General features: G+C 38.0%; 20 protein-coding genes and 6 tRNA genes. 8 read left to right on the plus strand and 18 right to left on the minus strand.

The window, feature by feature from the left end; all coding sequences use genetic code 11:
• From H4J75_RS15885 to H4J75_RS15900, 4 genes are all read left to right on the plus strand, one after another.
• On the plus strand, positions 1–730 hold a 730-nt coding region (locus H4J75_RS15885; RefSeq protein WP_220465341.1), incomplete at its 5' end, for a YIP1 family protein.
• A gap of 14 nt (positions 731–744) precedes the next feature.
• Positions 745–1950, plus strand: a complete 1206-nt coding sequence (locus tag H4J75_RS15890) for an efflux RND transporter periplasmic adaptor subunit (protein ID WP_182222682.1) — start codon at positions 745–747, stop codon at positions 1948–1950.
• Positions 1951–1983: 33 nt separating this feature from the next.
• The gene (locus tag H4J75_RS15895) at positions 1984–2724 is read left to right on the plus strand and encodes an ABC transporter ATP-binding protein (RefSeq protein ID WP_310733593.1); all 741 of its coding nucleotides are present in this window, start codon (positions 1984–1986) and stop codon (positions 2722–2724) included.
• Entirely contained in the window at positions 2717–3952 is a 1236-nt protein-coding gene (locus tag H4J75_RS15900; RefSeq protein WP_182215494.1) for an ABC transporter permease, read from the plus strand. Before H4J75_RS15895 ends, H4J75_RS15900 begins: the two co-directional genes overlap by 8 nt.
• A 135-nt stretch (positions 3953–4087) precedes the next feature.
• On the opposite strand, the gene H4J75_RS15905 is transcribed toward H4J75_RS15900, so the two are convergent.
• On the minus strand, positions 4088–4579 hold the full coding sequence (locus H4J75_RS15905) for an Hsp20 family protein (protein ID WP_182215493.1): 492 nt from the start codon (positions 4577–4579) through the stop codon (positions 4088–4090).
• Positions 4580–4871: 292 nt separating this feature from the next.
• Positions 4872–5537, minus strand: a complete 666-nt coding sequence (gene tpx / locus H4J75_RS15910) for a thiol peroxidase (RefSeq protein ID WP_182215491.1) — start codon at positions 5535–5537, stop codon at positions 4872–4874.
• A 173-nt stretch (positions 5538–5710) separates the two neighbouring features.
• Between tpx and H4J75_RS15915 the strand changes: the two genes are divergently transcribed.
• Both H4J75_RS15915 and H4J75_RS15920 read left to right on the plus strand, forming a co-directional pair.
• Positions 5711–6820 (plus strand): response regulator, encoded by a 1110-nt coding sequence (locus tag H4J75_RS15915; RefSeq protein ID WP_182222683.1) that lies wholly within the window; start codon positions 5711–5713, stop codon positions 6818–6820.
• 2 nt (positions 6821–6822) lie between these two features.
• Positions 6823–7791 (plus strand): diguanylate cyclase, encoded by a 969-nt coding sequence (locus H4J75_RS15920; protein WP_182222684.1) that lies wholly within the window; start codon positions 6823–6825, stop codon positions 7789–7791.
• Positions 7792–7852: 61 nt separating this feature from the next.
• Here the strand turns inward: H4J75_RS15920 and H4J75_RS15925 are convergent, their stop codons facing one another.
• From H4J75_RS15925 to miaB, 6 genes are all read right to left on the minus strand, one after another.
• Entirely contained in the window at positions 7853–9514 is a 1662-nt protein-coding gene (locus tag H4J75_RS15925) for an amidohydrolase (protein WP_182222685.1), read from the minus strand.
• 26 nt (positions 9515–9540) lie between these two features.
• The gene (gene lnt / locus H4J75_RS15930; RefSeq protein WP_182222686.1) at positions 9541–11109 is read right to left on the minus strand and encodes an apolipoprotein N-acyltransferase; all 1569 of its coding nucleotides are present in this window, start codon (positions 11107–11109) and stop codon (positions 9541–9543) included.
• Positions 11110–11114: 5 nt separating this feature from the next.
• Entirely contained in the window at positions 11115–11990 is an 876-nt protein-coding gene (locus H4J75_RS15935) for an HlyC/CorC family transporter (protein ID WP_070376146.1), read from the minus strand.
• Between the two features lie 108 nt (positions 11991–12098).
• Positions 12099–12557 (minus strand): rRNA maturation RNase YbeY, encoded by a 459-nt coding sequence (ybeY, locus tag H4J75_RS15940; RefSeq protein ID WP_182215483.1) that lies wholly within the window; start codon positions 12555–12557, stop codon positions 12099–12101.
• A complete protein-coding gene (locus H4J75_RS15945; protein ID WP_182215481.1) occupies positions 12557–13603 on the minus strand; it encodes a PhoH family protein in 1047 nt (348 codons plus the stop codon). The genes ybeY and H4J75_RS15945 overlap by 1 nt, the downstream gene beginning before the upstream one ends.
• Positions 13604–13639: 36 nt before the next feature.
• On the minus strand, positions 13640–15082 hold the full coding sequence (gene miaB / locus H4J75_RS15950; protein ID WP_182215480.1) for a tRNA (N6-isopentenyl adenosine(37)-C2)-methylthiotransferase MiaB: 1443 nt from the start codon (positions 15080–15082) through the stop codon (positions 13640–13642).
• 252 nt (positions 15083–15334) lie between these two features.
• Here miaB and H4J75_RS15955 point away from each other — a divergent pair, with 252 nt between their 5' ends.
• Complete coding sequence (locus H4J75_RS15955; RefSeq protein ID WP_182222687.1) at positions 15335–16546, plus strand: FAD-dependent monooxygenase; 1212 nt, start codon at positions 15335–15337, stop codon at positions 16544–16546.
• Between the two features lie 101 nt (positions 16547–16647).
• On the opposite strand, the gene H4J75_RS15960 is transcribed toward H4J75_RS15955, so the two are convergent.
• From H4J75_RS15960 to H4J75_RS16005, 10 genes are all read right to left on the minus strand, one after another.
• Positions 16648–16722: transfer RNA gene (locus H4J75_RS15960), tRNA-Gln, on the minus strand.
• Positions 16723–16774: 52 nt separating this feature from the next.
• A tRNA-Leu gene (locus H4J75_RS15965) sits at positions 16775–16859 on the minus strand.
• Positions 16860–16991: 132 nt separating this feature from the next.
• Positions 16992–17066: transfer RNA gene (locus H4J75_RS15970), tRNA-Gln, on the minus strand.
• Between the two features lie 102 nt (positions 17067–17168).
• Positions 17169–17243 (minus strand) — tRNA-Gln (locus tag H4J75_RS15975).
• Positions 17244–17295: 52 nt separating this feature from the next.
• A tRNA-Leu gene (locus H4J75_RS15980) sits at positions 17296–17380 on the minus strand.
• A 37-nt stretch (positions 17381–17417) separates the two neighbouring features.
• Positions 17418–17494, minus strand: a tRNA-Met gene (locus H4J75_RS15985).
• 216 nt (positions 17495–17710) lie between these two features.
• Positions 17711–18058 carry a DUF3718 domain-containing protein gene (locus H4J75_RS15990; protein ID WP_182222688.1) on the minus strand — a complete coding sequence of 116 codons (348 nt, stop codon included), beginning with the start codon at positions 18056–18058 and terminating at the stop codon, positions 17711–17713.
• A gap of 292 nt (positions 18059–18350) precedes the next feature.
• Positions 18351–19442 carry a redox-regulated ATPase YchF gene (gene ychF, locus H4J75_RS15995; protein ID WP_070376152.1) on the minus strand — a complete coding sequence of 364 codons (1092 nt, stop codon included), beginning with the start codon at positions 19440–19442 and terminating at the stop codon, positions 18351–18353.
• Positions 19443–19485: 43 nt separating this feature from the next.
• The gene (pth, locus tag H4J75_RS16000) at positions 19486–20070 is read right to left on the minus strand and encodes an aminoacyl-tRNA hydrolase (protein ID WP_182215476.1); all 585 of its coding nucleotides are present in this window, start codon (positions 20068–20070) and stop codon (positions 19486–19488) included.
• 19 nt (positions 20071–20089) lie between these two features.
• Complete coding sequence (locus H4J75_RS16005) at positions 20090–20710, minus strand: 50S ribosomal protein L25/general stress protein Ctc (RefSeq protein ID WP_182215475.1); 621 nt, start codon at positions 20708–20710, stop codon at positions 20090–20092.
• 344 nt (positions 20711–21054) lie between these two features.
• On the opposite strand from H4J75_RS16005, the gene H4J75_RS16010 reads away from it, so the two are divergent.
• The gene (locus H4J75_RS16010) at positions 21055–22176 is read left to right on the plus strand and encodes an alanine--glyoxylate aminotransferase family protein (RefSeq protein ID WP_182215473.1); all 1122 of its coding nucleotides are present in this window, start codon (positions 21055–21057) and stop codon (positions 22174–22176) included.
• The last annotated feature ends 60 nt before the right edge of the window (positions 22177–22236 follow it).

Raw genomic sequence — 22236 nt, forward strand, 5'->3', positions numbered from 1 at the left:
AGAGAAAATTATGAAATTGTCTGCAAACCCTTTTCAAGCTTGCTTGGATACTATACTTTCACCCCTTGTTGCTTTTGATACGGTTAAAGAAAAAAAAGGCTGGTCATGGTTACCTTTTATTCTGCTGACTAGTTCTACTTTTGTGTTATTTATCTATTACTTTAGTGTTGTTGATTTTACTTGGTTAAAAGAGCAAATGATTAACCAAATTGCGGCGTCAAAACCGATGACCGATGATGAGCTTAAAGCCGTAGCAAGTTTTTATCAAAAGGATACCATGATTTGGACAACCGCTATTGGTGGCTCTTTAGGTTTTGTGGTTATTAATATGCTGACAGCCGTCTATTACCACATAGTGACGAAAGTCAGCGCGGCAAGTGAGTATAAATTTACTCAATGGTTTGCGTTTACTTGGTGGGCAAGTTTTCCTGCTATTATTTCTGTCGTGCTAAGTGCACTTGTTATTGTATTTGCTGGCGATGGTAGGGTGTCAATGCAAGATTTGCAGCCAACAAGTTTTAATAGCTTATTATTTTCTGTTGAGGCAAACAATGCTTGGTTTGGCCTGCTTGAAGCGATTAACTTATTTTCATTTTGGCTGATTGCAGTGACCACTATCGGTCTGCGCTCTTGGTTGAATATTAACACTCAAAAAGCATTTTTTATTGCTGCTGCTCCACAAATACTTATCTTTATTTCTTGGGCTTTATACATAATGTTTATCGCTTAAAAAGAGCACGATTTATGAAAAAAATACTGATTATTATTGCGGTTATTATTGGGCTAGTCAGTTTAGCTTACTTTAAAAAAACGGGTCAATCCCAGACGCTTGAAGTTAAGGTTCAGCAAGTGGCTGCTGAAAACATTAAACGTTCAATTTTGGCCTCAGGCACTTTAGTTTATAAAGAGCAGGTACAGTTACGCTCTGAAGTTATTGGCCAAGTCAGTGAAATGTTAATAGAAGAAGGTGATGAGGTGACTAAAGGACAAGTATTAATGCGCCTTGAACCTCGCACTTTCCGTGCTGATGTTGAGCAACAAGCGGCTTTTGTTCGTATTCAAAAGATTGCCATCGAGCATCAAAGCAAGAAAATTGAAAACTTAAAATCTCAATGGCAGCGCAAACATGACTTATATCAACGAAAAATTCTTGACCGTGACGCTTATGAACTTATCGACAATCAATACGCATTAGCAAAAATTGATTTACGTTCTCGTCAAGAATCTTTACTGCAAGCGCAAGCTACACTTGATAAAGCACAAGAGCGTTTAGATAAAACCGTTTTTCGTTCTCCTATAAAGGGTATTGCGACGTCCGTTGATATTAAACAAGGCGAAACAGCCATTAGTGGCAGCACAAATATTTCAGGATCGAATTTAATTACTTTAGCTGATCCCTCTTCTATTCTCATTGAAGTAGAGGTCGACGAAGCAGATATTGCAAATATTCTTGTTGGACAGCAAGCCGATATCTTTGCGGTCGCCTTTCCTGATAAAGCGCTTAAGGGGCAAGTTCAGAGCATTGCCACCACAGCTAAGCGCGCACAAGGACGACAAGGTTTAAGCTTCAAAGTTAAAATATTATTGTCTGACTCAAATACTATCGCCGTTCGACCTGGCATGAGTTGTCGCGCCGAAATATATACCCAGAGTAAAAGTAAAACGATAGCGGTACCCAGTGAGTCAGTCATTTTTGCTACACAGGGCAAGAACGTTCAAGTAGACGATGAAAGCGATAACGAAGCGCTTGCAGATAATGTTGACCACGTATTTGTGCTTATTGATGGTAAGGCTGTAAAGCAGAATGTTGAGCTAGGTATCTCAAATGATCGCTTACAAGAAATTACTTCAGGCCTAAAAGTAGGTGATAAAGTGATCATTGGACCCGCAAGAGCACTTGGTAAATTAAAAGATGCTCAGTCGGTGAAAGTGATCGATAAAGAGGCATAAATGATGTCTAACATTTCTCAAGAAAAAAAAGTGATAGCGCCAATTATTTCATTAAGAAATATCGCTCGCCTTTATAAAATGGGTAATCAAGCGTTTTATGCACTCAATAATTTTGATTTGGATATTCAATATAATGACTTTATTGCTATAACCGGACAGTCGGGGTCAGGTAAATCGACCTTGATGAATATTCTTGGCTGCTTAGATTATCCAACAAGTGGTGAATATAAACTTAAAGACAGAGATGTAGCTAAGCTTGATGAAACAACTCTGGCGGGTATTAGAAATTTAGAAATTGGCTTTATTTTTCAAAGTTTTAATTTATTACCCAGATCAAGTGCTTTACAAAATGTCATGCAACCATTGATATATCGAGGCATGCCAATCAAAGAACGCCGTATAAAGGCTAAGCTAGCCTTAACCCGGGTCGGTTTAAAGGACCGCATTGACCATTTACCGAATCAGTTGTCTGGTGGACAACGTCAGCGTGTCGCTATCGCTCGGGCATTAGTCACTGAACCTGCGATATTGTTAGCAGATGAACCTACCGGGAACTTAGATTCAGCAACCACAATGGAAATTATGGCACTGTTTGATGAGCTTCACCAAGATGGCCAAACCCTAATTATTGTAACCCATGAACAGGAAATAGCCGATCGTTGTCAGCGAGTTATACGCTTAACTGATGGCTGCTTAGTTGCTGATTCATTAAACCCAAATATTGAACAGCACTATAAAGAGCAGCAACTGATAAAGGAGAGTGCTAATGTCTAGTGTTTTCTTTAAAATTGTTGAGAGTACTCGTTCAGCGGCACATTCGGTGCGTGCTCACGGTTTTCGAAGTTTTTTAACAACCTTAGGTATTATTATTGGCGTTGCCTCAGTGATTGCTGTTGTCTCTGTCGTACAAGGATTAAGCAGCAGTATTACTTCGCAGTTCGACGATATGGGCACTAATGTTGTCAGTATTAATGCTTTTACGCCGCTAAAAGAACGTCTTCAAGGCAAAGTTGCCAAATTAACTTACCGTGACTTTTTAGAAATACAGTATAAAGTTTCAGGCATTAGCCATATCACTCCAACGGTTGCCGCAACAGGCCCAAATGGCGTAGTTCAGTATAAAGGGGAGTCAACGGCAACACGCGTTGTCGGTACAGGCTCTAGTTATCAATCTCTATATGGCATCTTTCCTGAAACGGGGCGCTTTTTTAATATAAATGATGATAAGTCTCGACGCCGCGTAGCCGTGTTAGGGGACTCGATTATAGACAAACTTGAAATCAAAGGTTCTGCTGTTGGTCAGTATATTATGATTGGCGGTGAGTGGTTTAAAGTGATTGGCGTGCTAGAAAAGCGTGGTAAACTTTTTGGCTTTGATCAAGATGACTTTATACTGTTGCCTTATACAACAACAAGAGCTTTGTTAGGTGGTGCTGAAGAACCCGATATCAGTATTTCGCTGCAAGTGGACGATGCAAATCAACTTGAAAGTATTAAGCAGCATATTCAAAATCTACTGCGTCGAAATCATAATATATCTAAAGAAACAGCGGATGATTTTAAAATTAGTACCGCAGAGCAAATGCTTGAAACCGTCAATAGTATTACCTCAAGTACCACTATGGTGCTCAGTGGTGTTGTTGGTATTTCATTATTGGTAGGCGGTATTGGTATTATGAATATTATGCTGGTTTCAGTGACTGAACGCACCCGCGAAATAGGTATTCAAAAAGCGCTTGGCGCAACGCGTGTAGATATACTTTTGCAGTTTCTTATAGAAGCTGTGTTCTTATGTTTACTGGGTGGTTTAATTGGTTTGGCATTAGGTTATGGTGCTGGCGCTTTGGTGAGTAGCCTTATTGATTTACCATCAGCAGAAGTACCTATGTGGGCTATAATGTTATCGTTTGGTTTTAGTGCAGGCGTTGGGCTGTTATTTGGTATTATTCCAGCGGCTAAAGCGGCTAATTTAGATCCTATTGATGCGCTACGTTATGAGTAGTTAACATGTATTACAGCGATATAATTGTGTAATTAAAGAGCTTATTAACGTTTTATATTTTATACCTCTTAAACAAAAAAAGCCCAGTCATAGACTGGGCAAAAAATATAAGGGAGAAACATAATCAATAAAAGTTTAGCTTTCGTTTGCTCCTATCGAATGGTTAGTTCTTGAAGCAGCACGTGGTTGCAGTAAACTTTTACCATTTATCGCAATTTTTCTTGGTTTTAACGCTTCAGGTATTTCTCTCTCTAAATCTATATGCAGCAAACCATGCTCCATAAAAGCACCGATGACTTTGACATGTTCACCGAGTTGAAATTTACGTTCGAAGTTACGCTCAGCAATACCTTGATGTACAAAGTTTCTTGGTGAACCATTATCGTTGACAGGTTTGGTACCGGTAACGATTAAGGTGTTCTCTTTTGATTCAATTTCAAGATCTTCATCGGCAAAGCCAGCAATAGCCATAGTAATACGATATTGGTCTTCGGCAAGTAATTCTACATTGTAAGGGGGGTAAGATGATTGCTTGTCTGTACGAGACGCTTTTTCAATTAAACCCGCTAAGTGTTCAAAGCCAATAAATGAACGGTAAAGTGGGCTGATATCTGTTTGTATACGCATAATTCATATCCTATTAGTTATACCCATAATTGAGATGTAAGGGTATTAGCAATATGGGATCTCTTTTGAATATTTCTGTGCTTACTATAACCAACATAAAGTCGCGATATAGCTAGGCTGAAATTATTATTCTCAGAGATTTAAGGTGCCTTTCAATATTGAACAGGCGGTTAATGTAGTCCCGTTTAGCTTGTGGCGACTACATTAATAAAGATGGGCGCGATGTTTTATTTTTCAAGTTTTAAATTTAAATTAAAATTGTTTTTAATTTAAGCTTTTGAAATGTAATGATTTATTGTTTGTCGTTATTCTCTTGAACCGTTTCCATATCCAGTGTTTCACTTGGGCTTAATGCTTGTATGGTCGAAAGGGCTAATTCATAATTAGGGTGCTTTGAAATATCAGCAACAATTTCCTTGTAAGCGATCATTCCTGATGAATCAATAATAAATATCGCTCGCGTTAATAAGCCCATATCTTTAATGAGTAAGCCGTAATTACTACCAAAGTTGCGCCACACTGAATCAGATAAGACCGTTATTTTATCGATACTTTCTGCTTCACAAAAACGTTTTTGCGCAAAAGGTAAATCATTGCTAATCGTTAACACAACAATGTCTTGGGGTAATTTTGCCATTTCTTCGTTGAAACGTTTTGTTTGTAAGGCACAGACGCCGGTGTCTAAACTTGGTACCACAGAGATAAGAATGTTTTTTCCTGAGAATGCTTCGAGAGTTACCGGCACAAAACTGGCATTAACCACTTTAAAATTAGGGGCTTTTTGACCAACATCAACTTGTGTACCTAATAGCGTGATGAATTTGTTATTTGCCTTAACTAAGTCAGTTGTTTGTTGTAAATTATCTTCATCAAGTGGCTTTGCAGATGCCACAAAAATGCTCAGGCTATTTAAAGTTAAAATCAGTGAAAAAGTAAGAAATACGGTTGAAAATTTCATAATGTTAAGCGCGCTTAAAAATTTTGGATAAAGAGATGTTAACTTTGACGATAAAAAATAGCCATTATTTAGTGCTTTATTTCAAATATTATCTATTGTTATTTATAGATAAACAGTAAAATGTTGAAAAATCATCACCACAACTATTATCTGAAAATAGGAATAACGAAAATATGTCAATACCCTTGTTAATTTGTGATGACTCAAATATGGCGCGTAAGCAGGTAGCACGTTCTTTACCTGATGATTGGGATGTCGAGATAAGCTTTGCTACTAACGGCGAAGAAGGCATTCAAGCAATAAAAGCTGGTAAAGGTGATGTACTTTTACTTGATTTAAATATGCCAGTGATGGACGGTTACCAAGTCCTTGAAACTATTATTAAAGAAGACTTAAACACTATGGTGATTGTAATTTCTGGCGATATACAGCCAGAAGCACACCAACGTGTTACGAGCTTAGGTGCTCTAGACTTTATTCAAAAGCCAGTCAATAAAACCAAACTAACAGAAATATTATCGGCTTACGGTATTTTTACCCAAAACAGCGAAGAAGAAAAGCCTTTACCCGTTGAAATCGAAAAACCGCCGGTGATAGCCCCAGCTCCTAAACATAGCGAGTTGGCACCACTGACACAAGCGGCAGAGACAGTTAGTATTGAAAGAGAACAATCAGATGAAGCGTTTTTCTTAGACCCTGAACTTCGAGACTGTTACCAAGAAATAGCCAACGTCGCTATGGGACAAGCAGGAGATTTATTAGCGCGTTTACTTGATGTGTTTGTTGTTCTCCCCATTCCTAATGTCAACTTAATTGAAGTTAGTGAACTGAGCATGGCGCTCTCTGATGTAGAAGAACAAGAAAGTACTTCGGGAATTTGCCAAGGATTTATTGGCGCGGGTATTTCTGGTGAAGCACTACTTATTTTAAATGACTCAAGTTTTAAAGATGTTGCTTCATTAATGAATTATAAGTATGAAGTTGATGAAAGTACTGAGCTTGAATTATTAATGGATCTAGCCAATGTACTTATTGGTGCTTGTTTAAATGGTGTTTCTGCCCAATTAGATATGCCTTTTAGCCAAGGCCACCCCGTTGTTTTAGGACAACATAAAAAAATATCTGAGTTGATAGCGACCAACTCTAAAAAATGGAAGCGTACCTTAGCTATCGAAATTAGTTATAGCATTGAAGACTATTCAATCAAATGTGATTTACTCTTACTCTTTACCGAAGAGTCTATGCGTACACTCAATAATAAAATCTCTTACTTACTGGATTAACTATGTCATTAGAAACATCACAAATAAATGAATTACATTGGTTAATGGAAATGTTACACACCATCGATGTAGGATTGGTTGTACTAGATAGAGATTATAAAGTGCAAATATGGAATGGTTTTATGGAGAATCATAGCGGTCTGTTACCCCGTGAAGTGAAAGATAAAGTGCTATTCCCTTTGTTTGATGAAATACCTGAAGCATGGTTTAAGCGCAAAGCTGAATCAGTCTTTTTACTAAAAAATAAAGCCTTTACAATTTGGGAACAACGTCCTTATTTGTTTAAGTTTCAAAATTATCGTCCTATCACAGGGGCGGCTGATTATATGTATCAAAATACTACTTTTATTCCTTTGATGTCAGCGACAGGAATAGTGACTCATTTATGTCTCATTATTTATGATGTGACTGATAATGCTTCTCATAAAAAAGACTTAGTTAAGGCGAATAAAGAATTAGCTATTTTGAGTCAAACTGATGGCCTAACAAAACTGTTTAATCGCACGCACTGGGAGCATTGCTTGCAAGCGGAATACAAGCGTTGGATCCGTAGTCAAAACCCTAGTTGCTTAGTGATGATTGATATTGATCATTTTAAAGTGGTTAACGATACCTATGGCCATGTCGTTGGTGACGAAGTTATTCGCCATATCTCAGGACTTATTCGCCATCATGTGCGTGAAACAGATGTTTCGGGGCGCTACGGTGGTGAGGAATTTGTTATATTATTAGCGGACACACCATTAGATAATGGTAAAGTATTTGCTGAACGATTAAGAGAAGAGATTGAAAAATCTGTGGTGAAATATAATGACATTGATGTTAAATATACGGTAAGTATGGGGATTGCTGAAATAGACATTAGTATTGAAAGTTATGAAGCTTGGATTGAGTGTGCTGATGCCGCTATGTACCGAGCAAAAGATAATGGCCGTAATCAAATAGCCTTGCACCCTAAGCAACTAGTTTAGTTCGTTACAAATAAGTCATAAAAAAAGCCCTTATGGGCTTTTTTTATATAAAATATTTACTTTAATGAGCGTAAACTTTTTTTCCATTTACCCAAGTCGCTATGACTTTATTCTTCCAGATATCTTGTTGGTTTTCTGTAAAGTAATTATCTTCTAATAAAATAAAGTCAGCTTTTTTACCTTTTTCTAAGCTACCTAAAGTATTTTCTTGGTGTGCTGCATAAGCCGCGTCAATAGTAAAAGTTCGTAAGGCTTCTAAGCGTGTCATACTTTCTTCACTGAACCAGCCATTTTTCGGTTGGTTCTGATGATCTTGACGGGTGACTGAAGAGTGTAAACCAAAAAATGGATTAGGAGATTCCACTGGAAAATCTGAGCCTGCAGCGATTATAGCTTTGGCATTCATCAATTTACGCCATGCATAAGCACCTAAAATACGTTCTTCACCAATTCGGTCAACAGCCATGTTTTTATCACTGGTTGCGTGTGTAGCTTGCATTGAAGCGATAATGTTGAGCTCAGCGAAGCGAGGAATATCACTTAATTGTAATATTTGCGCATGTTCAACTCTATGACGAAGCGCTTCGGTATTTGTTGCTTTTATTTGGTGTTGATATAAATCTAGAACCACTTTATTAGCATTATCACCAATGGCATGAGTATTCACCTGAAAACCTGCCTTCATCGCAGTATTCATATACAAGGTTAACTTTTCTTTGTCATGTAACATTAAACCTTTATGACCAGCATGGTCTGAATAATCAGCAATTAAAGAGGCGCCACGACTACCCAAAGCACCATCGGCTTGAATTTTCACACTATTAAAATTAAGCATGTTATCACGGCTAGTGAATGGTCCTTGCTTGAGTGTTTCCTGCCAATTTTCAGAGGGTAAATACAACATAGCGTTGACACGCATAGGGAGGGCGTTTTCATTGCTCAATTCTTTGAATAGTTCAAGGTTATCAGTAAAAATACCAGCATCATGAACACTGGTTAAACCAAAAGATACCAATTTATTAAGCGCTTTTTTTAAGACTAATTTTTGTTCTTGCTTGGTCAAAGGGGCAATGCTTTTAGTGATCAAATCCATGGCATTATCAATAAAAATTCCTGTTGGCTGACCAGAGTCATCACGAATTATATCGCCACCCGTTGGACTTTGTGTCGCTGATGTTATACCAGCAAGCTCCATCGCTTTAGTATTGGCCCAGCCCGCATGTCCATCAACACGTCGTAAGAATACTGGTTTGTTAGGAAAGTGTTTATCTAGCGATTTTGCTGTTGGAAATTGGGTGTTTTCCCATTGAGTTTGGTTCCAGCCTTGTCCTTGTACCCAAGTAATATCTGGGTTTGCCTTTGCATAATTTATGGCTTTCTTTACCGCTGATTCTTCTGAAAGTGAGCCAAGTAAATTTGCTTGCATCAAACTTAAGCCGTAACTTAATATATGGCCATGAGCATCAATTAAGCCCGGAAGTAGTGTTTTACCCTGGCCATCGATAACCGTCATCTGACCGGATTTAGGTAATACTTCACCATCGATAAAAAGTTTATCAATTTTATCATCGGTAAATTGAATAGCCGTAAACTGCTTTAATTGTTGGTCAGCTAAAGTATAGCCCTGAACATTGGTGATAATGGTTGTTTGTGCGAAGGCTAAACTGGTAGAGGTCAGTAAAAATAAGGTTAAAGTGGACAGGTGTTTAGTCAATACTTTCATAAATAAATCCTATGTATTATTGTTTTTTATGTTTTTTTATTGAGCATAGGATAAAGGCAGAAAAATAAAATTAATAGTATTAATGGTAATAACCAATGAATAAGTTGCCAATATTGACTATAAAAAGTCTTTCCTTGGACGAGTTCAAGGTCAGCTTTAAGCACAGCGTCAGTAAACTGTGGCAGTGTGGCTTGAATATTTCCTTGGTGATCAACGATAGCGGTTACACCATTGTTGGTGGCACGTAGCAGTGGTCGACCAAATTCCAAAGCGCGCATGCGAGCAATGTCTAAATGTTGATGTGGACCATGTGAATCGCCAAACCAAGAATCATTACTAACCGTGAGTAAAATGTCGGTTTCGTTGGTAAAGTTAGCGGCTAATTGCTCAGGAAAGGCAATTTCAAAACAAATAAGCGGTAATAGATGAACGCCTTTAGCAACAAGGTTGGGTTGAATATAGTCACCTCGGGTGAAAGAAGAATATTGTAAATTAAATATTGGCGCAATTTTTCTTAATATGTCACCAAAAGGCACAAATTCACCTATGGGTAACAGGTGGTTTTTATAATAGCGGTTACTATGGTTATAACGGTAATGCCCAGTATCGTCGTTACTTTCTTTTTTACCGATGACAATCAGTGAATTGAAATAGGTTTTTGATTGATATTTGTAATCTAAAATACCGGTAATAATAGCACTATCATTGAGTGCGGCAGATCTATCGGCCATACTGAGAAAGTCTTGTGCAGCGGGTTCTAATGCTGTTACTGCTGACTCCGGCCAAACAATAATGTCAGCATCATAATTTTCTCGGCTGTGATCTAGGTATTTTAATTGGATGGGCCACTCTTTTTCGGGCTGCCATTTCATTGATTGTTCAACATTACCTTGTACTAAAGCAGCGGTAATTGTTTTGCTGGTCGGTGTTACCCAAGCAACATTCGTTAATAAATAAGCGGAGATAGACACAGCAATCAATAAGAGTATATGTGTCTTGCGATAGCAGTTATTTATAACATTAATAACCGCAATACTGATTACCAGCAGCAAAGCACTTATTCCTATTTCACCAATCAGTGGTGCAAAACTCGCTAGTGGACCATCGATTTGGCTATAGCCAATTGAAAGCCAGGGAAAACCAGTCAAGATGTTAGCACGCAAATATTCTGAAATAAGCCAGCAGGGTGGCAGTAACCACAGAGAGAATTTTTTCTTTGGCGCAAACCTCGTTGATAAATAGCAAGCAAGTGCTGGATAAAGTGCCAAATAACAACACAATAACACCATCAATAACAGTGAGAAAAATAGTGGCAAACCACCAAATTGATCAATACTGACATGCACCCAACTAATACCGCTACCAAACCAACCAAGAGCAAAGATGAAACCTTGTTTAGTGGCTGTCTTTACATCAGTACCATTAATAGAATGGAGAAATAACGGCAGCACAATAAGCATCAGCCACCATAGCGAAAAAGGTGCGTAGGCGAGCACTAAGCTGAGCCCAGCAAGGAAGCTGAGCCAGTTACGCTTATTAAATAAGTTATCGCGTAGTCGTTTTATTAGGCGAGTGCCTAGTGTCTTGATCGCCATTGAGGTTAGTCGACTATCTTTCCATTGATTTTATGGTCTTTTGGAATCGTAATATGTAAGCTTTGGATACGGCGATTATCGCCGGCGGTGACTTTAAATTCAAAATCACCAATCGTCATTATTTCACCTTTTTTAGGCATATGGCCAAATTGATGTAACACTACGCCACCAATAGTATCGGCATCGTTGCCATCAAACTCAGTATTAAAATATTCATTGAAGTCATCAAGCTCTGTTAATGCCTTAACTTGATAAACATTACCGGCAAGATACTTAATATCTAGTTCAATTTCATCATCTGTTTCATCTTCAATTTCACCAACAATTAATTCAAGAATATCTTCAATAGTGACAACACCAGAAACGCCACCATATTCATCAACAACAATTGCCATATGATAACGCTGAGAACGAAACTCTTGTAATAACGGTTCAACTCTTTTACTTTCTGGAACAATAATCGATGGACGAATTATTTTGGCTATGATGCATTCTTCTTGTTGACCAAAGCCGTAAGCGAGCAGATCTTTAGCGAGTAAAATTCCCTCAATGTGATCAATATCGTCGTTAATAACAGGAAATCTAGAGTGACCAGACTCTAAGATGATAGGTAAAGAATGTTCAATCGGATCGTTGATATCAAGCGTGACCATTTGCGATCTTGGGATCATAATATCACGCACTCGCATATCAGAAACTTCTAATACACCTTGGATCATTAACTTGGTTTCTGGCTTAATTAAGTCGCGGTCTTCAGCGTCATTTAATACATCAACTAATTCGTCTTTACTTTTGGGCTCTCCGGTAAAGACCTGTACTATTTTATCAAGTATCGATCGATTTGCAGAGCCGTTGCTAGAGTGGGGGTGGTCATCGCTCATAGAGCTTATTTATTTCCTGTAAGGTTAACTTGTTGCTTATTTTCTAATCAATCGAAAGTAAATTCAAGTAGTAAGTGGTTATTTATCTATGAATTATAAAGGATAAATTTATTCATTTATAATATAAGGATCGGATATATCGAGTGCTTTAAGTAATTTTGTTTCCAGTGCTTCCATTTCTGTGGCTTCAACTTCATCAATATGATCGTAACCTAATAAGTGTAAGCAGCCATGAATCACCATATGAGCCCAGTGATTATGCAGGTCTTTGTGCTGTTCATTGGCTTCTTGGGCGACGATGTCAGCACAAATCACTAAATCACCGAGTAAGTCTAGTTCAATTTCTGCTGGTACCTCAAAAGGAAATGATAAAACATTGGTCGGTTTATCTTTTCCACGATACTGTAAGTTCAGAGACTGGCTTTCTTTAACGTCAACGAGACGAATGGTAAGTTCAAAATCCGTTTTATCATTATTTAAAGCGATATTTACCCAAGATTGAAACTGTTCATTGCTGGGTAAATTTTTGGCATCACAAGCATGTTGAAGATCGAGTAGTGTTGCCACTATTGATTATCCATAGCATCAAGTGCCGCTTTATTTCTTTTTTCATCTTTTAAACGTTTTTCTTTTTGTTCAAAAGCATCATATGCATCAACAATTCTAGCCACAACCGGGTGGCGGACAATATCTTTTGATTCAAAGTAGTTGAAACTAATGCCTGGAATATCGTCAAGTACTTCAATCGCGTGACGTAAGCCTGATTTAGCACCACGTGGTAAATCTACTTGGGTAATATCGCCGGTGATAACAGCACGGGCATTAAAGCCAATACGGGTTAAAAACATTTTCATTTGTTCTACGGTCGTATTCTGACTTTCATCAAGAATTATAAAAGCATCATTTAATGTTCTGCCACGCATATAAGCAAGAGGAGCAATCTCAATGACATTGCGCTCGATAAGCTTTTCAACTTTTTCAAAACCCAGCATTTCAAAGAGTGCGTCGTATAATGGGCGCAGGTAAGGATCCACTTTTTGTGATAAATCACCTGGAAGGAATCCCAATTTTTCACCCGCTTCAACGGCTGGGCGTGTTAACAGAATTCGTCTAACTTCTTGTTTTTCTAAAGCTTCAACAGCACAAGCAACGGCTAAATAGGTTTTACCTGTACCCGCAACACCAACGCCAAAGCTAATGTCATTACTCATAATGTTATGCACATAACTTTGCTGGTTTGGATTACGAGGTTTGACGACACCACGTTTGGTTTTTATAGTCACTAACTTGTCGAAATCAACATCAACTTTAGTGGGCTCTTGCTCAAGCACTTTTGCGTCTAAAATAGCAAGATGGACCATTTTTTCTGTGATTTCTTTTAGCTCATTTTTTACGGTTGCTGTTTCAATATATAAATTCTTAAGCAAGACAATGACGGCTTCACAATTTGCGGGTTCACCCATCACTTTAAATTCATTGCTGCTGTAACTTATTTTAACACCAAGGCGACGTTCAATGGTTTTTAAGTTATCGTCCATTGAACCACATAAATTCGCTAGGCGATTATTATCAAGCGGTGTTAAGTCAAATTGTTTGCTAATACTTGTAGTCAAATTTATATCCGTTTTTATAGGCTAAGGTTTTAATTATTAAGGCGTAAAACTACCAACACCTAACTCGTCGATGTTACTACTTTTGCTAGTATGATGACTGTTCGCTAGGATGTCTTGTGGAGAATACGCAATGCGCAAGCCCATTTCACTTTCTTCGCGCACTAATTCACCGCGCAGCGAGTTAGCATAAACATCAGTAATTTTAATATCAACAAATTGACCAATAACCGTGTGAGGAGCAACAAAATTAACCGTGCGGTTATTTTCTGTTTTACCGCGTAATTCCATCGGATTTTTCTTTGAAGGACCTTCAACAAGAATACGTTGTTCTGTATTCAACATTTGACGTGCAATACGTAATGCTTGATGGGTAATTTGGTCTTGAAGCACTTTTAAACGTTCTTTTTTAGTGATATCAGAAATATCATCAATCATATCTGCTGCCGGTGTACCAGGGCGCGCACTGTAAATAAAACTAAAGCTTAAATCGAAATCTACCGCTTTAATTAAATCCATTGTTGCTTGGAAGTCAGCATCCGACTCACCAGGAAAACCAATAATGAAATCTGAACTCATGCAAATATCTGGACGTGCTTTCTTTAATTTTCGAATTTGTGATTTATATTCTAATGCAGTATGACCACGTTTCATTTGCGTTAAAATTCTATCTGAGCCACTTTGTACCGGTAAATGTAGGTGACTCACTAATTCAGGAACGTCTTTGTAGACCTCAATGATATCATCGGTAAATTCAATCGGATGTGATGTTGTATAGCGAATACGGTCAATGCCGTCAACAGTAGCAACCAAACGCAACAATTCTGAAAAGCGACAAATTTCATCATCGTGCGTAATACCACGATAGCCATTAACGTTTTGTCCTAATAAATTAACTTCTCGTACACCTTGTGCAGCAAGTTGAGCTATTTCATATAATACATCGTCAAGTGGACGACTGACTTCTTCACCACGAGTGTAAGGTACAACACAGAAGGTACAGTATTTACTACAGCCTTCCATAATCGACACAAAAGCGCTAGCGCCATCAGCTTTAGGTTCAGGAAGACGATCAAACTTTTCAATTTCAGGAAAGCTAACATCAACAACAGGATTATGATCACCAGTAACTTGTTGGATCATTTCAGGTAGGCGGTGCAATGTTTGTGGGCCAAAAACCATATCAACATAAGGCGCACGCTGGCGAATAGCATCACCTTCTTGAGAAGCAACACAGCCACCAACACCAATTAATAAACCGGGTTTATTATCTTTTAGATGTTTCCAACGCCCTAGCTGATGAAAAACCTTTTCTTGTGCCTTTTCGCGTATAGAACAAGTGTTTAATAAGATGACATCAGCATCTTCAGCTTCGTCAGCCAATACAAAACCATGCGTTGAATCTAATAATTCGGCCATTTTCTGCGAGTCATACTCGTTCATTTGGCAACCCCAAGTTTTGATATATAGCTTTTTACTCATTAACTTTCCACTCATTAAATATTTAAAAATTTAGACAAACTAACATGAAATTTATTGCTTCGCAGTTAGTTCAATTTAAGGATGCATATTTTACTCCTTCTTGACGCTTGACGCCAGTACCCGATTCAACTTTAAGTGGCGCGGGTCTATCTGATCTCAATTATTGACCGCAACCATTAATAATATTCGTATAACTGATATAGGTTGGTTAGAATAACTTTGAAAAATCATTAAATAAAAAGTGTAAATTTTATGAGCAATTTTGATTGTGTAGTGGTCGGTGGTGGTATGGTCGGCGCTGCTAGTGCGTTATCTTTGGCAAACTTAGGGTTAACTGTGGCTATTGTCGAACCAAAGCAACCCGTCTGTTTTAATGAAACACAGGCACTAGATTTACGTGTTTCAGCTATATCGCTTGCTTCTGAGCATTTGTTGACACAATTGGGGGCTTGGCCACAATTAAAACAATGGCGAATGTGTCCTTATAAACGATTAGGTGTTTGGGAAAATCAGACAAGTTATACCGAGTTTAACGCCGATGACATTGGGCAATCTCATCTTGGCCATATTATTGAAAATCGCTTAGTTCAGCTTGCCTTATGGCAGCAAATTAAAACTCACAGTAAGGTGACTTTATTTGCACCAGCGAGTTTAGAGAGCTTTACTGAACATCAAAATGAAATCGCAGTAAGCTTGGCAATTAAACCGCCTGAAAAAGAGTGTGGCGAAATAGAAAAAATTACCACTCAAATATTAATTGCGGCTGATGGCGCTCATTCACAGGTAAGAAAACTAGCTCATATAGGTATAACGGGTTGGGATTATCAGCAATCAGCAATGCTTATTAATGTTGAAACTCAACATTTACAACAAGATATTACCTGGCAACAATTTTTTCAGACTGGCCCAATTGCTTTCTTACCGCTGCCAGGAGAAAGTCAATTAGGTGGTTATGCTTCCTTGGTTTGGTATCATCAAAAAAACGAGATAAAAAGGTTGTCGGCTTTATCTAATGAACAACTGCAAAGTGAAATCATTGAAAAATTTCCACAACGAATAGGTCAAATAAAGGTTATTAATAAAGGGGCATTTCCACTGACTCGTCGACATGCTAATACTTATCAAAAAGGTCGAGTATTATTATTAGGTGATGCAGCGCACACCATTAACCCCATGGCAGGGCAGGGAGTAAATCTTGGCTTTAAAGATGTTAAGGCTTTACAAACCGTCATAGCCAGTGCCATTGGTAATAATGAGTGTTGGCACTTGCCTGAGGTTTTATCACGTTACGAATCTAAGCGACGAATAGACAATCTATTGATGATGACAACGATGGATTCACTGTATGCAACGTTTAGCCACCCATCACCAGCTATTAAACTCTTTCGAAACATAGGGCTGACAATGGCAAATAAGATACCTTTTTTGAAAAATAAGGCTTTAGCTTACGCTTGTGGTGTATAAGTTGAAGTGATAATGGATCTTAAAAGAAATTTTTCAATGCAGTAAGAGATTAAGTCTTAAGATAATATTTATTGGGTGTTTAAGGTAAGATTCAAAAAGAATGGCAGGGGTAAGAGGATTTGAACCTCTGAATGACTGGATCAAAACCAGCTGCCTTACCGCTTGGCTATACCCCTGTAATGTTACTTATTTTCTAACAACTATCATGATGATATCTGTTAGTTAGAATGGTACGGGTCAAGAGACTTGAACTCTCACATCTTTCGATACTGGAACCTAAATCCAGCGCGTCTACCAATTCCGCCAAACCCGCATTGCTTCTAATACTACTAAGCGTTAATAGCCTTGTAGATATTTCAAATAATTATTATGTCACTCAGTAATGTTTACTATTTTTTTAATAAAGACTAATTACGTTTTAAAAAAGGAATATTAAACAATAAAGTGGCAGGGGTAAGAGGATTTGAACCTCTGAATGACTGGATCAAAACCAGCTGCCTTACCGCTTGGCTATACCCCTGTAGGTATTCTAAATAACAAGTAAATATGACACTTATAATGTTTAATATTAGTTTTAATAAAGACTGATTGAGTTTTAAAAAAGGAATGTTAAACAAGAAAGTGGCAGGGGTAAGAGGATTTGAACCTCTGAATGACTGGATCAAAACCAGCTGCCTTACCGCTTGGCTATACCCCTGCAATGTTACTTACTTTCTAACAAATATCATGATGATAACTGTTAGTTAGAATGGTACGGGTCAAGAGACTTGAACTCTCACATCTTTCGATACTGGAACCTAAATCCAGCGCGTCTACCAATTCCGCCAAACCCGCATTTCTTCTAATACTTCTTTCACTACTAAGAGTTAAATGGTGGCTACACCGGGATTTGAACCTGGGACCCCATCATTATGAGTGATGTGCTCTAACCAGCTGAGCTATGTAGCCTTTCCGTATTGCCTCTCAGCAAGTGGCGCGTATTATGCAAATCTGCTTAGGCTACGTCAACCGTTTTTTTATAATAAATGCTAATTTCTTTCTGTTTGCTTGTTTAGTCTACAAATTGGGCGTTTAATATTCTAGGAAAGCGCAATCTCTTTAAAATAAAAACAAGAACGCTAAGTTCTTGCTTTATTTTAAAGAAGCGTAGATATCAACTTATGATTATTTTACGCGTTCTTTTGCTTCTTCTTCTAAATGTTTTGAGTATTTACCAATATCGGCGATATGTTTAGCAACTTCTTTTGAAGGAACTTTACCAATAATAAATTCACCTGTTTCTAAAGCGCTATTAGATGCAGCAAAAACTAATAAATTTTGGCCGTTACATTCGATACTACCAAAAAGTGCACGAATTTTTAATTTATTTTGTTTCATAAATGAACGTAAGCGGTTCTTATCATTAGCCGCAACGTATTCACAAATACGAAGAGATATATTATCGGCTTTAGTCACAGGGGCAAAAGTTACTGAAGCGGCAATTAAGCTAGCAAGTAGGAGTGTTTTTTTCATGGTCTGCCTTTTTATTGTTTATTAAAGTAATAGGTTATTGGTCTGACGTTGATAATTTTAACTTATATCAGATTGGTATTATGATAATTGTGGTATATTTTAGAAATAAAACAAGATATTTTTAAATTTTTTAAATTAAGTAGTCTATTGTTTTCATTGTTTATTATTTATATCTTTTTCTTTTGCAGTCATTTTTTTAAACTTGAATGACGAGTAATAACTTATTTTTAAAGACAAAAAAGGAGCCGAAGCTCCTTTTACTATTTAATTTTTTCGCGTTAAAGCGTAAACATTACACGTTAAATCTGAAGTGAACCACATCACCATCTTTAACACGGTACTCTTTACCTTCTAAACGCCATTTACCGGCCTCTTTAGCCCCTGACTCGCCATTAAATTCGATAAAGTGATCATAGGCAATAACTTCTGCACGAATAAAGCCTTTTTCAAAATCGGTATGAATAACACCCGCAGCTTGTGGAGCAGTAGCATTTTGCTTTACTGTCCATGCACGTACTTCTTTTACACCTGCCGTAAAATAAGTTTGCAAGTGAAGCAAAGAATAACCAGCATTAATAACACGATTAAGCCCAGGTTCTTCTAGTCCAAGGTCAGCCATAAATTCAACACGGTCTTCATCATCCATTTCAGACAATTCACTTTCAATTTCAGCACAAACAGCAACAACGATGGCACCTTCGGCATCAGCAATTGCTTGAACTTGATCTAGGTAAGGATTATTTTCAAAACCATCATCATTCACATTCGCGATATACATGGTCGGCTTTAGTGTTAAAAAGTTTAAGTAGTCTACCGCTGCTTTTTCTTCTTTAGACAATGTTAAAGAACGTATCATATGTCCTTCTTCAACATGCTTTAATATCTTTTCTAATACCGGCATTTCAAATTTAGCGTCTGCATCGCCACCTTTGGCTTTCTTCGCTAAGCGGAAAATTGCTCGTTCCGCTGTGTCCATATCAGACAAAGCCAGCTCAGTATTGATCACTTCTATGTCATCACTAGGGCTAACCTTATTGGCAACATGAATAATGTTGTCATTATCAAAACAACGCACAACGTGACCAATTGCATCGGTTTCACGAATGTTAGCAAGAAATTTATTTCCTAAACCTTCACCTTTTGAAGCGCCAGCCACTAAACCAGCAATATCAACAAATTCCATAGTAGTTGCTAGAACGCGTTCAGGGTTTACAATTTTGGCTAATGCATCTAAACGAGGGTCGGGCACGGGTACTACACCCGTATTCGGCTCAATAGTACAAAATGGAAAATTAGCTGCTTCAATACCTGCTTTTGTTAATGCATTGAAAAGTGTTGATTTACCTACGTTGGGCAAGCCAACAATACCGCATTTGAATCCCATGATAATACCTTAATTGTGTTGCAAAATTGTTTTAAAAGTTTAGTTATAGCGGCTTGAATGAATGCAAACGATTTTGAGCTTTCTTTAAATCGTCTGTTTGCCAGATGTCGATACATCGGCTTGCTTCATCAATCGCTTGATCTATTTTGTCTTGGTCAATAGCTGGTGCTTTGCCAAGTACATGTCCGGTAACGCGATCTCTATGACCTGGGTGGCCTATACCAATGCGTAACCGATAAAATTCTTTGTTATTAGCCAGACACGAAATAATATCGCGTAAGCCGTTATGTCCACCGTGCCCGCCACCCTTTTTAATTTTACAGACGCCCGGTTCCATGTCTAACTCATCATGAGCAACAAGGATATTATCGACGGGAATACGGAAAAAATTTGCAAGAGGCGCTACAGACTGACCACTTCTATTCATAAACGTTGTTGGAACAAGCAAATGAACAACTTCGTTACCTATTAGGCCTTTGCCGTAAAGTCCGAAATATTTTTTTTCTGGTCTGAGGGAGATGTTGTAGCGAGAAGCAAGTTCTTCGACGAACCAAACTCCGGCATTATGACGAGTTTTTGTATATTCGGGGCCTGGATTACCCAGGCCCACAACTAGTTGAATAGTCATTTAAGCTTATACTTAATGATTATTCAGTAGCTTCAGTTTCTTCAGCTTCATCAGTTTCTTCAGTTACGCCTTTCGGTGCATTTAATGAAACAACAGCTTGATCATGATCTTCGCCTTTTGCTAATTCGTCAGATGTTACGCCTTTAGGCAAAGTAACGTCTGATAAATGCAATGTTTGACCAACTTCTAAATCAGCAACATCAACTTCGATGAATTCTGGAATGTCAGCAGGTAAACAGCTAATCGCAATTTCGTTAATCTGGTGAGTAATGTTGCCACCTTTTTTCTCTGCTTCTTCTTCGTTAAGGAAGTGAATAGGAGCGTTAACGTGAACTGCATGAGATGCATCAATGCGTAAAAAATCTAAATGCATTACAAGTTGCTTGAACGGATGACGTTGCATGTCTTTTAAAAGACACTCAACTGGCTTACCGTCGATGTTTACAGTTAAAACGTGAGAGTAGAATGCTTCTTCTTGTTGTGCACGGTAAACATTTTTGTGCTCTAACGTTAAAGAAATCGGCTCTTGGCCTTCACCGTATAAAATTGCAGGAACTTTGTTTGCGTGACGTAGGCGGCGGCTCGCACCTTTCCCTAGGTCAGTACGAACTTCAGCTTCTAAAGTAAATAAATCAGTCATTTTTTAATACCTAATATTAAAGAGTTAGTTGAGTTGTTTTTTGCGACCAAAAACAACAATGAACCTTTACAACAATAAAAATAATTCAATCATCATAAAAGGCGCGGCATAATAACACCTCAACTTAAACATATCCAACGTTAATATGATTAATAAACTATTAATAATGGCTCCTTATTATGGGTATCATTGGGCTAAATGACCGTTATAGATAATTTTTTATTGAAATTTAGGGGGTAGACCCGTTACCATTCAAAATACACTCTAGCAACCTGCGTCCTGAAATTGAGCGGGTATATGTGCCTCATAACTTCTAATGCCTAATGTCGATAAGAGAATTAACTATGACAATTACATCTTTCTATCCAACTCCTCGTACTTTAATGGGCCCCGGTCCTAGTGATGTTTCACCCCGTGTTTTATCTGCTTTAGGTCGTCCGACCATTGGTCATTTAGATCCAGAGTTTGTGCAGATGATGGACGAAATTAAATCATTACTACAATACGCATTTCAAACCAAGAATGAATTAACGATGGCGGTTTCAGCGCCAGGCTCGGCAGGTATGGAAACTTGTTTTGTTAACTTAGTTGAACCAGGCGAAAAAGTGATTGTTTGTGTAAATGGTGTTTTTGGTTCGCGTATGGTGGAAAATGTTCAACGCATAGGGGCTCAAGCCATCGTTATAAACGATGAGTGGGGAACGCCTGTCGATGTCAATAAAGTAAAACAAGCTTTTAAAGACAATAGTGATGTTAAATTTTTAGCCTTTGTTCATGCTGAAACATCTACTGGTGTATTGTCTGATGCAAAAGCCTTATGTGCCATAGCTCAAGAAAATTCAGCGCTTTCTATCGTCGATGCAGTGACCTCATTAGGCGGAGTTGAACTAAAGGTTGATGATTGGGGAATCGATGCTATTTATTCGGGTAGTCAAAAATGTTTATCGTGTGTGCCCGGCATATCACCGATTAGCTTTAGTACTAAAGCCGTTGAAAAATTAACAAGTAGAAAGTCTAAAGTGCCCAGTTGGTTTTTAGATTTATCTTTGGTTATGGGCTATTGGGGCGGTACAGGTAAACGTAGTTATCATCATACGGCACCGGTGAATTCTCTCTATGCTTTGCATGAATCTTTAGTGATGTTGCAAGATGAAGGTTTAGAAAATGCGTGGCAACGCCATAAAAACCAACACCTGAAATTAAAAACGGGATTAGAAAAACTAGGCATAGCGTTTGTTGTTGAAGAGCAATACCGTTTACCACAATTAAATACGGTATTGATTCCTCAAGGCGTTGATGATGCAGCTGTTCGCCAAACCTTACTTAATGAATATAATTTAGAAATTGGCGCTGGCCTAGGTGGTTTTGCTGGTAAAGCATGGCGCATTGGTTTAATGGGCTATGCGGCAAGAACTGAAAATGTGACTTTATGTTTAGCGGCTTTAGCGGATGTTTTAGAGAAATAGTCAACGTCTGACAAAAGAATTAAGCGAGCGTAGCTCCAGTGTTGTGTTAAATAAAAAAGC

The organism is Colwellia sp. BRX10-1 (assembly GCF_014077545.1).
In the GTDB taxonomy this organism is placed as follows: Bacteria; Pseudomonadota; Gammaproteobacteria; order Enterobacterales; family Alteromonadaceae; genus Colwellia_A.

Excerpts from the sequence above, each read along its gene's own strand:
- H4J75_RS15890 (WP_182222682.1), top strand. The coding sequence starts at position 745 with ATGAAAAAAATACTGATTATTATTGCGGTTATTATTGGGCTAGTCAGT.
- H4J75_RS15900 (WP_182215494.1), top strand. The coding sequence starts at position 2,717 with ATGTCTAGTGTTTTCTTTAAAATTGTTGAGAGTACTCGTTCAGCGGCA.
- H4J75_RS15905 (WP_182215493.1), bottom strand. The coding sequence starts at position 4,579 with ATGCGTATACAAACAGATATCAGCCCACTTTACCGTTCATTTATTGGC.
- tpx (WP_182215491.1), bottom strand. The coding sequence starts at position 5,537 with ATGAAATTTTCAACCGTATTTCTTACTTTTTCACTGATTTTAACTTTA.
- H4J75_RS15915 (WP_182222683.1), top strand. The coding sequence starts at position 5,711 with ATGTCAATACCCTTGTTAATTTGTGATGACTCAAATATGGCGCGTAAG.
- H4J75_RS15920 (WP_182222684.1), top strand. The coding sequence starts at position 6,823 with ATGTCATTAGAAACATCACAAATAAATGAATTACATTGGTTAATGGAA.
- H4J75_RS15925 (WP_182222685.1), bottom strand. The coding sequence starts at position 9,514 with ATGAAAGTATTGACTAAACACCTGTCCACTTTAACCTTATTTTTACTG.
- lnt (WP_182222686.1), bottom strand. The coding sequence starts at position 11,109 with ATGGCGATCAAGACACTAGGCACTCGCCTAATAAAACGACTACGCGAT.
- H4J75_RS15935 (WP_070376146.1), bottom strand. The coding sequence starts at position 11,990 with ATGAGCGATGACCACCCCCACTCTAGCAACGGCTCTGCAAATCGATCG.
- miaB (WP_182215480.1), bottom strand. The coding sequence starts at position 15,082 with ATGAGTAAAAAGCTATATATCAAAACTTGGGGTTGCCAAATGAACGAG.
- H4J75_RS15955 (WP_182222687.1), top strand. The coding sequence starts at position 15,335 with ATGAGCAATTTTGATTGTGTAGTGGTCGGTGGTGGTATGGTCGGCGCT.
- H4J75_RS15990 (WP_182222688.1), bottom strand. The coding sequence starts at position 18,058 with ATGAAAAAAACACTCCTACTTGCTAGCTTAATTGCCGCTTCAGTAACT.
- ychF (WP_070376152.1), bottom strand. The coding sequence starts at position 19,442 with ATGGGATTCAAATGCGGTATTGTTGGCTTGCCCAACGTAGGTAAATCA.
- pth (WP_182215476.1), bottom strand. The coding sequence starts at position 20,070 with ATGACTATTCAACTAGTTGTGGGCCTGGGTAATCCAGGCCCCGAATAT.
- H4J75_RS16005 (WP_182215475.1), bottom strand. The coding sequence starts at position 20,710 with ATGACTGATTTATTTACTTTAGAAGCTGAAGTTCGTACTGACCTAGGG.
- H4J75_RS16010 (WP_182215473.1), top strand. The coding sequence starts at position 21,055 with ATGACAATTACATCTTTCTATCCAACTCCTCGTACTTTAATGGGCCCC.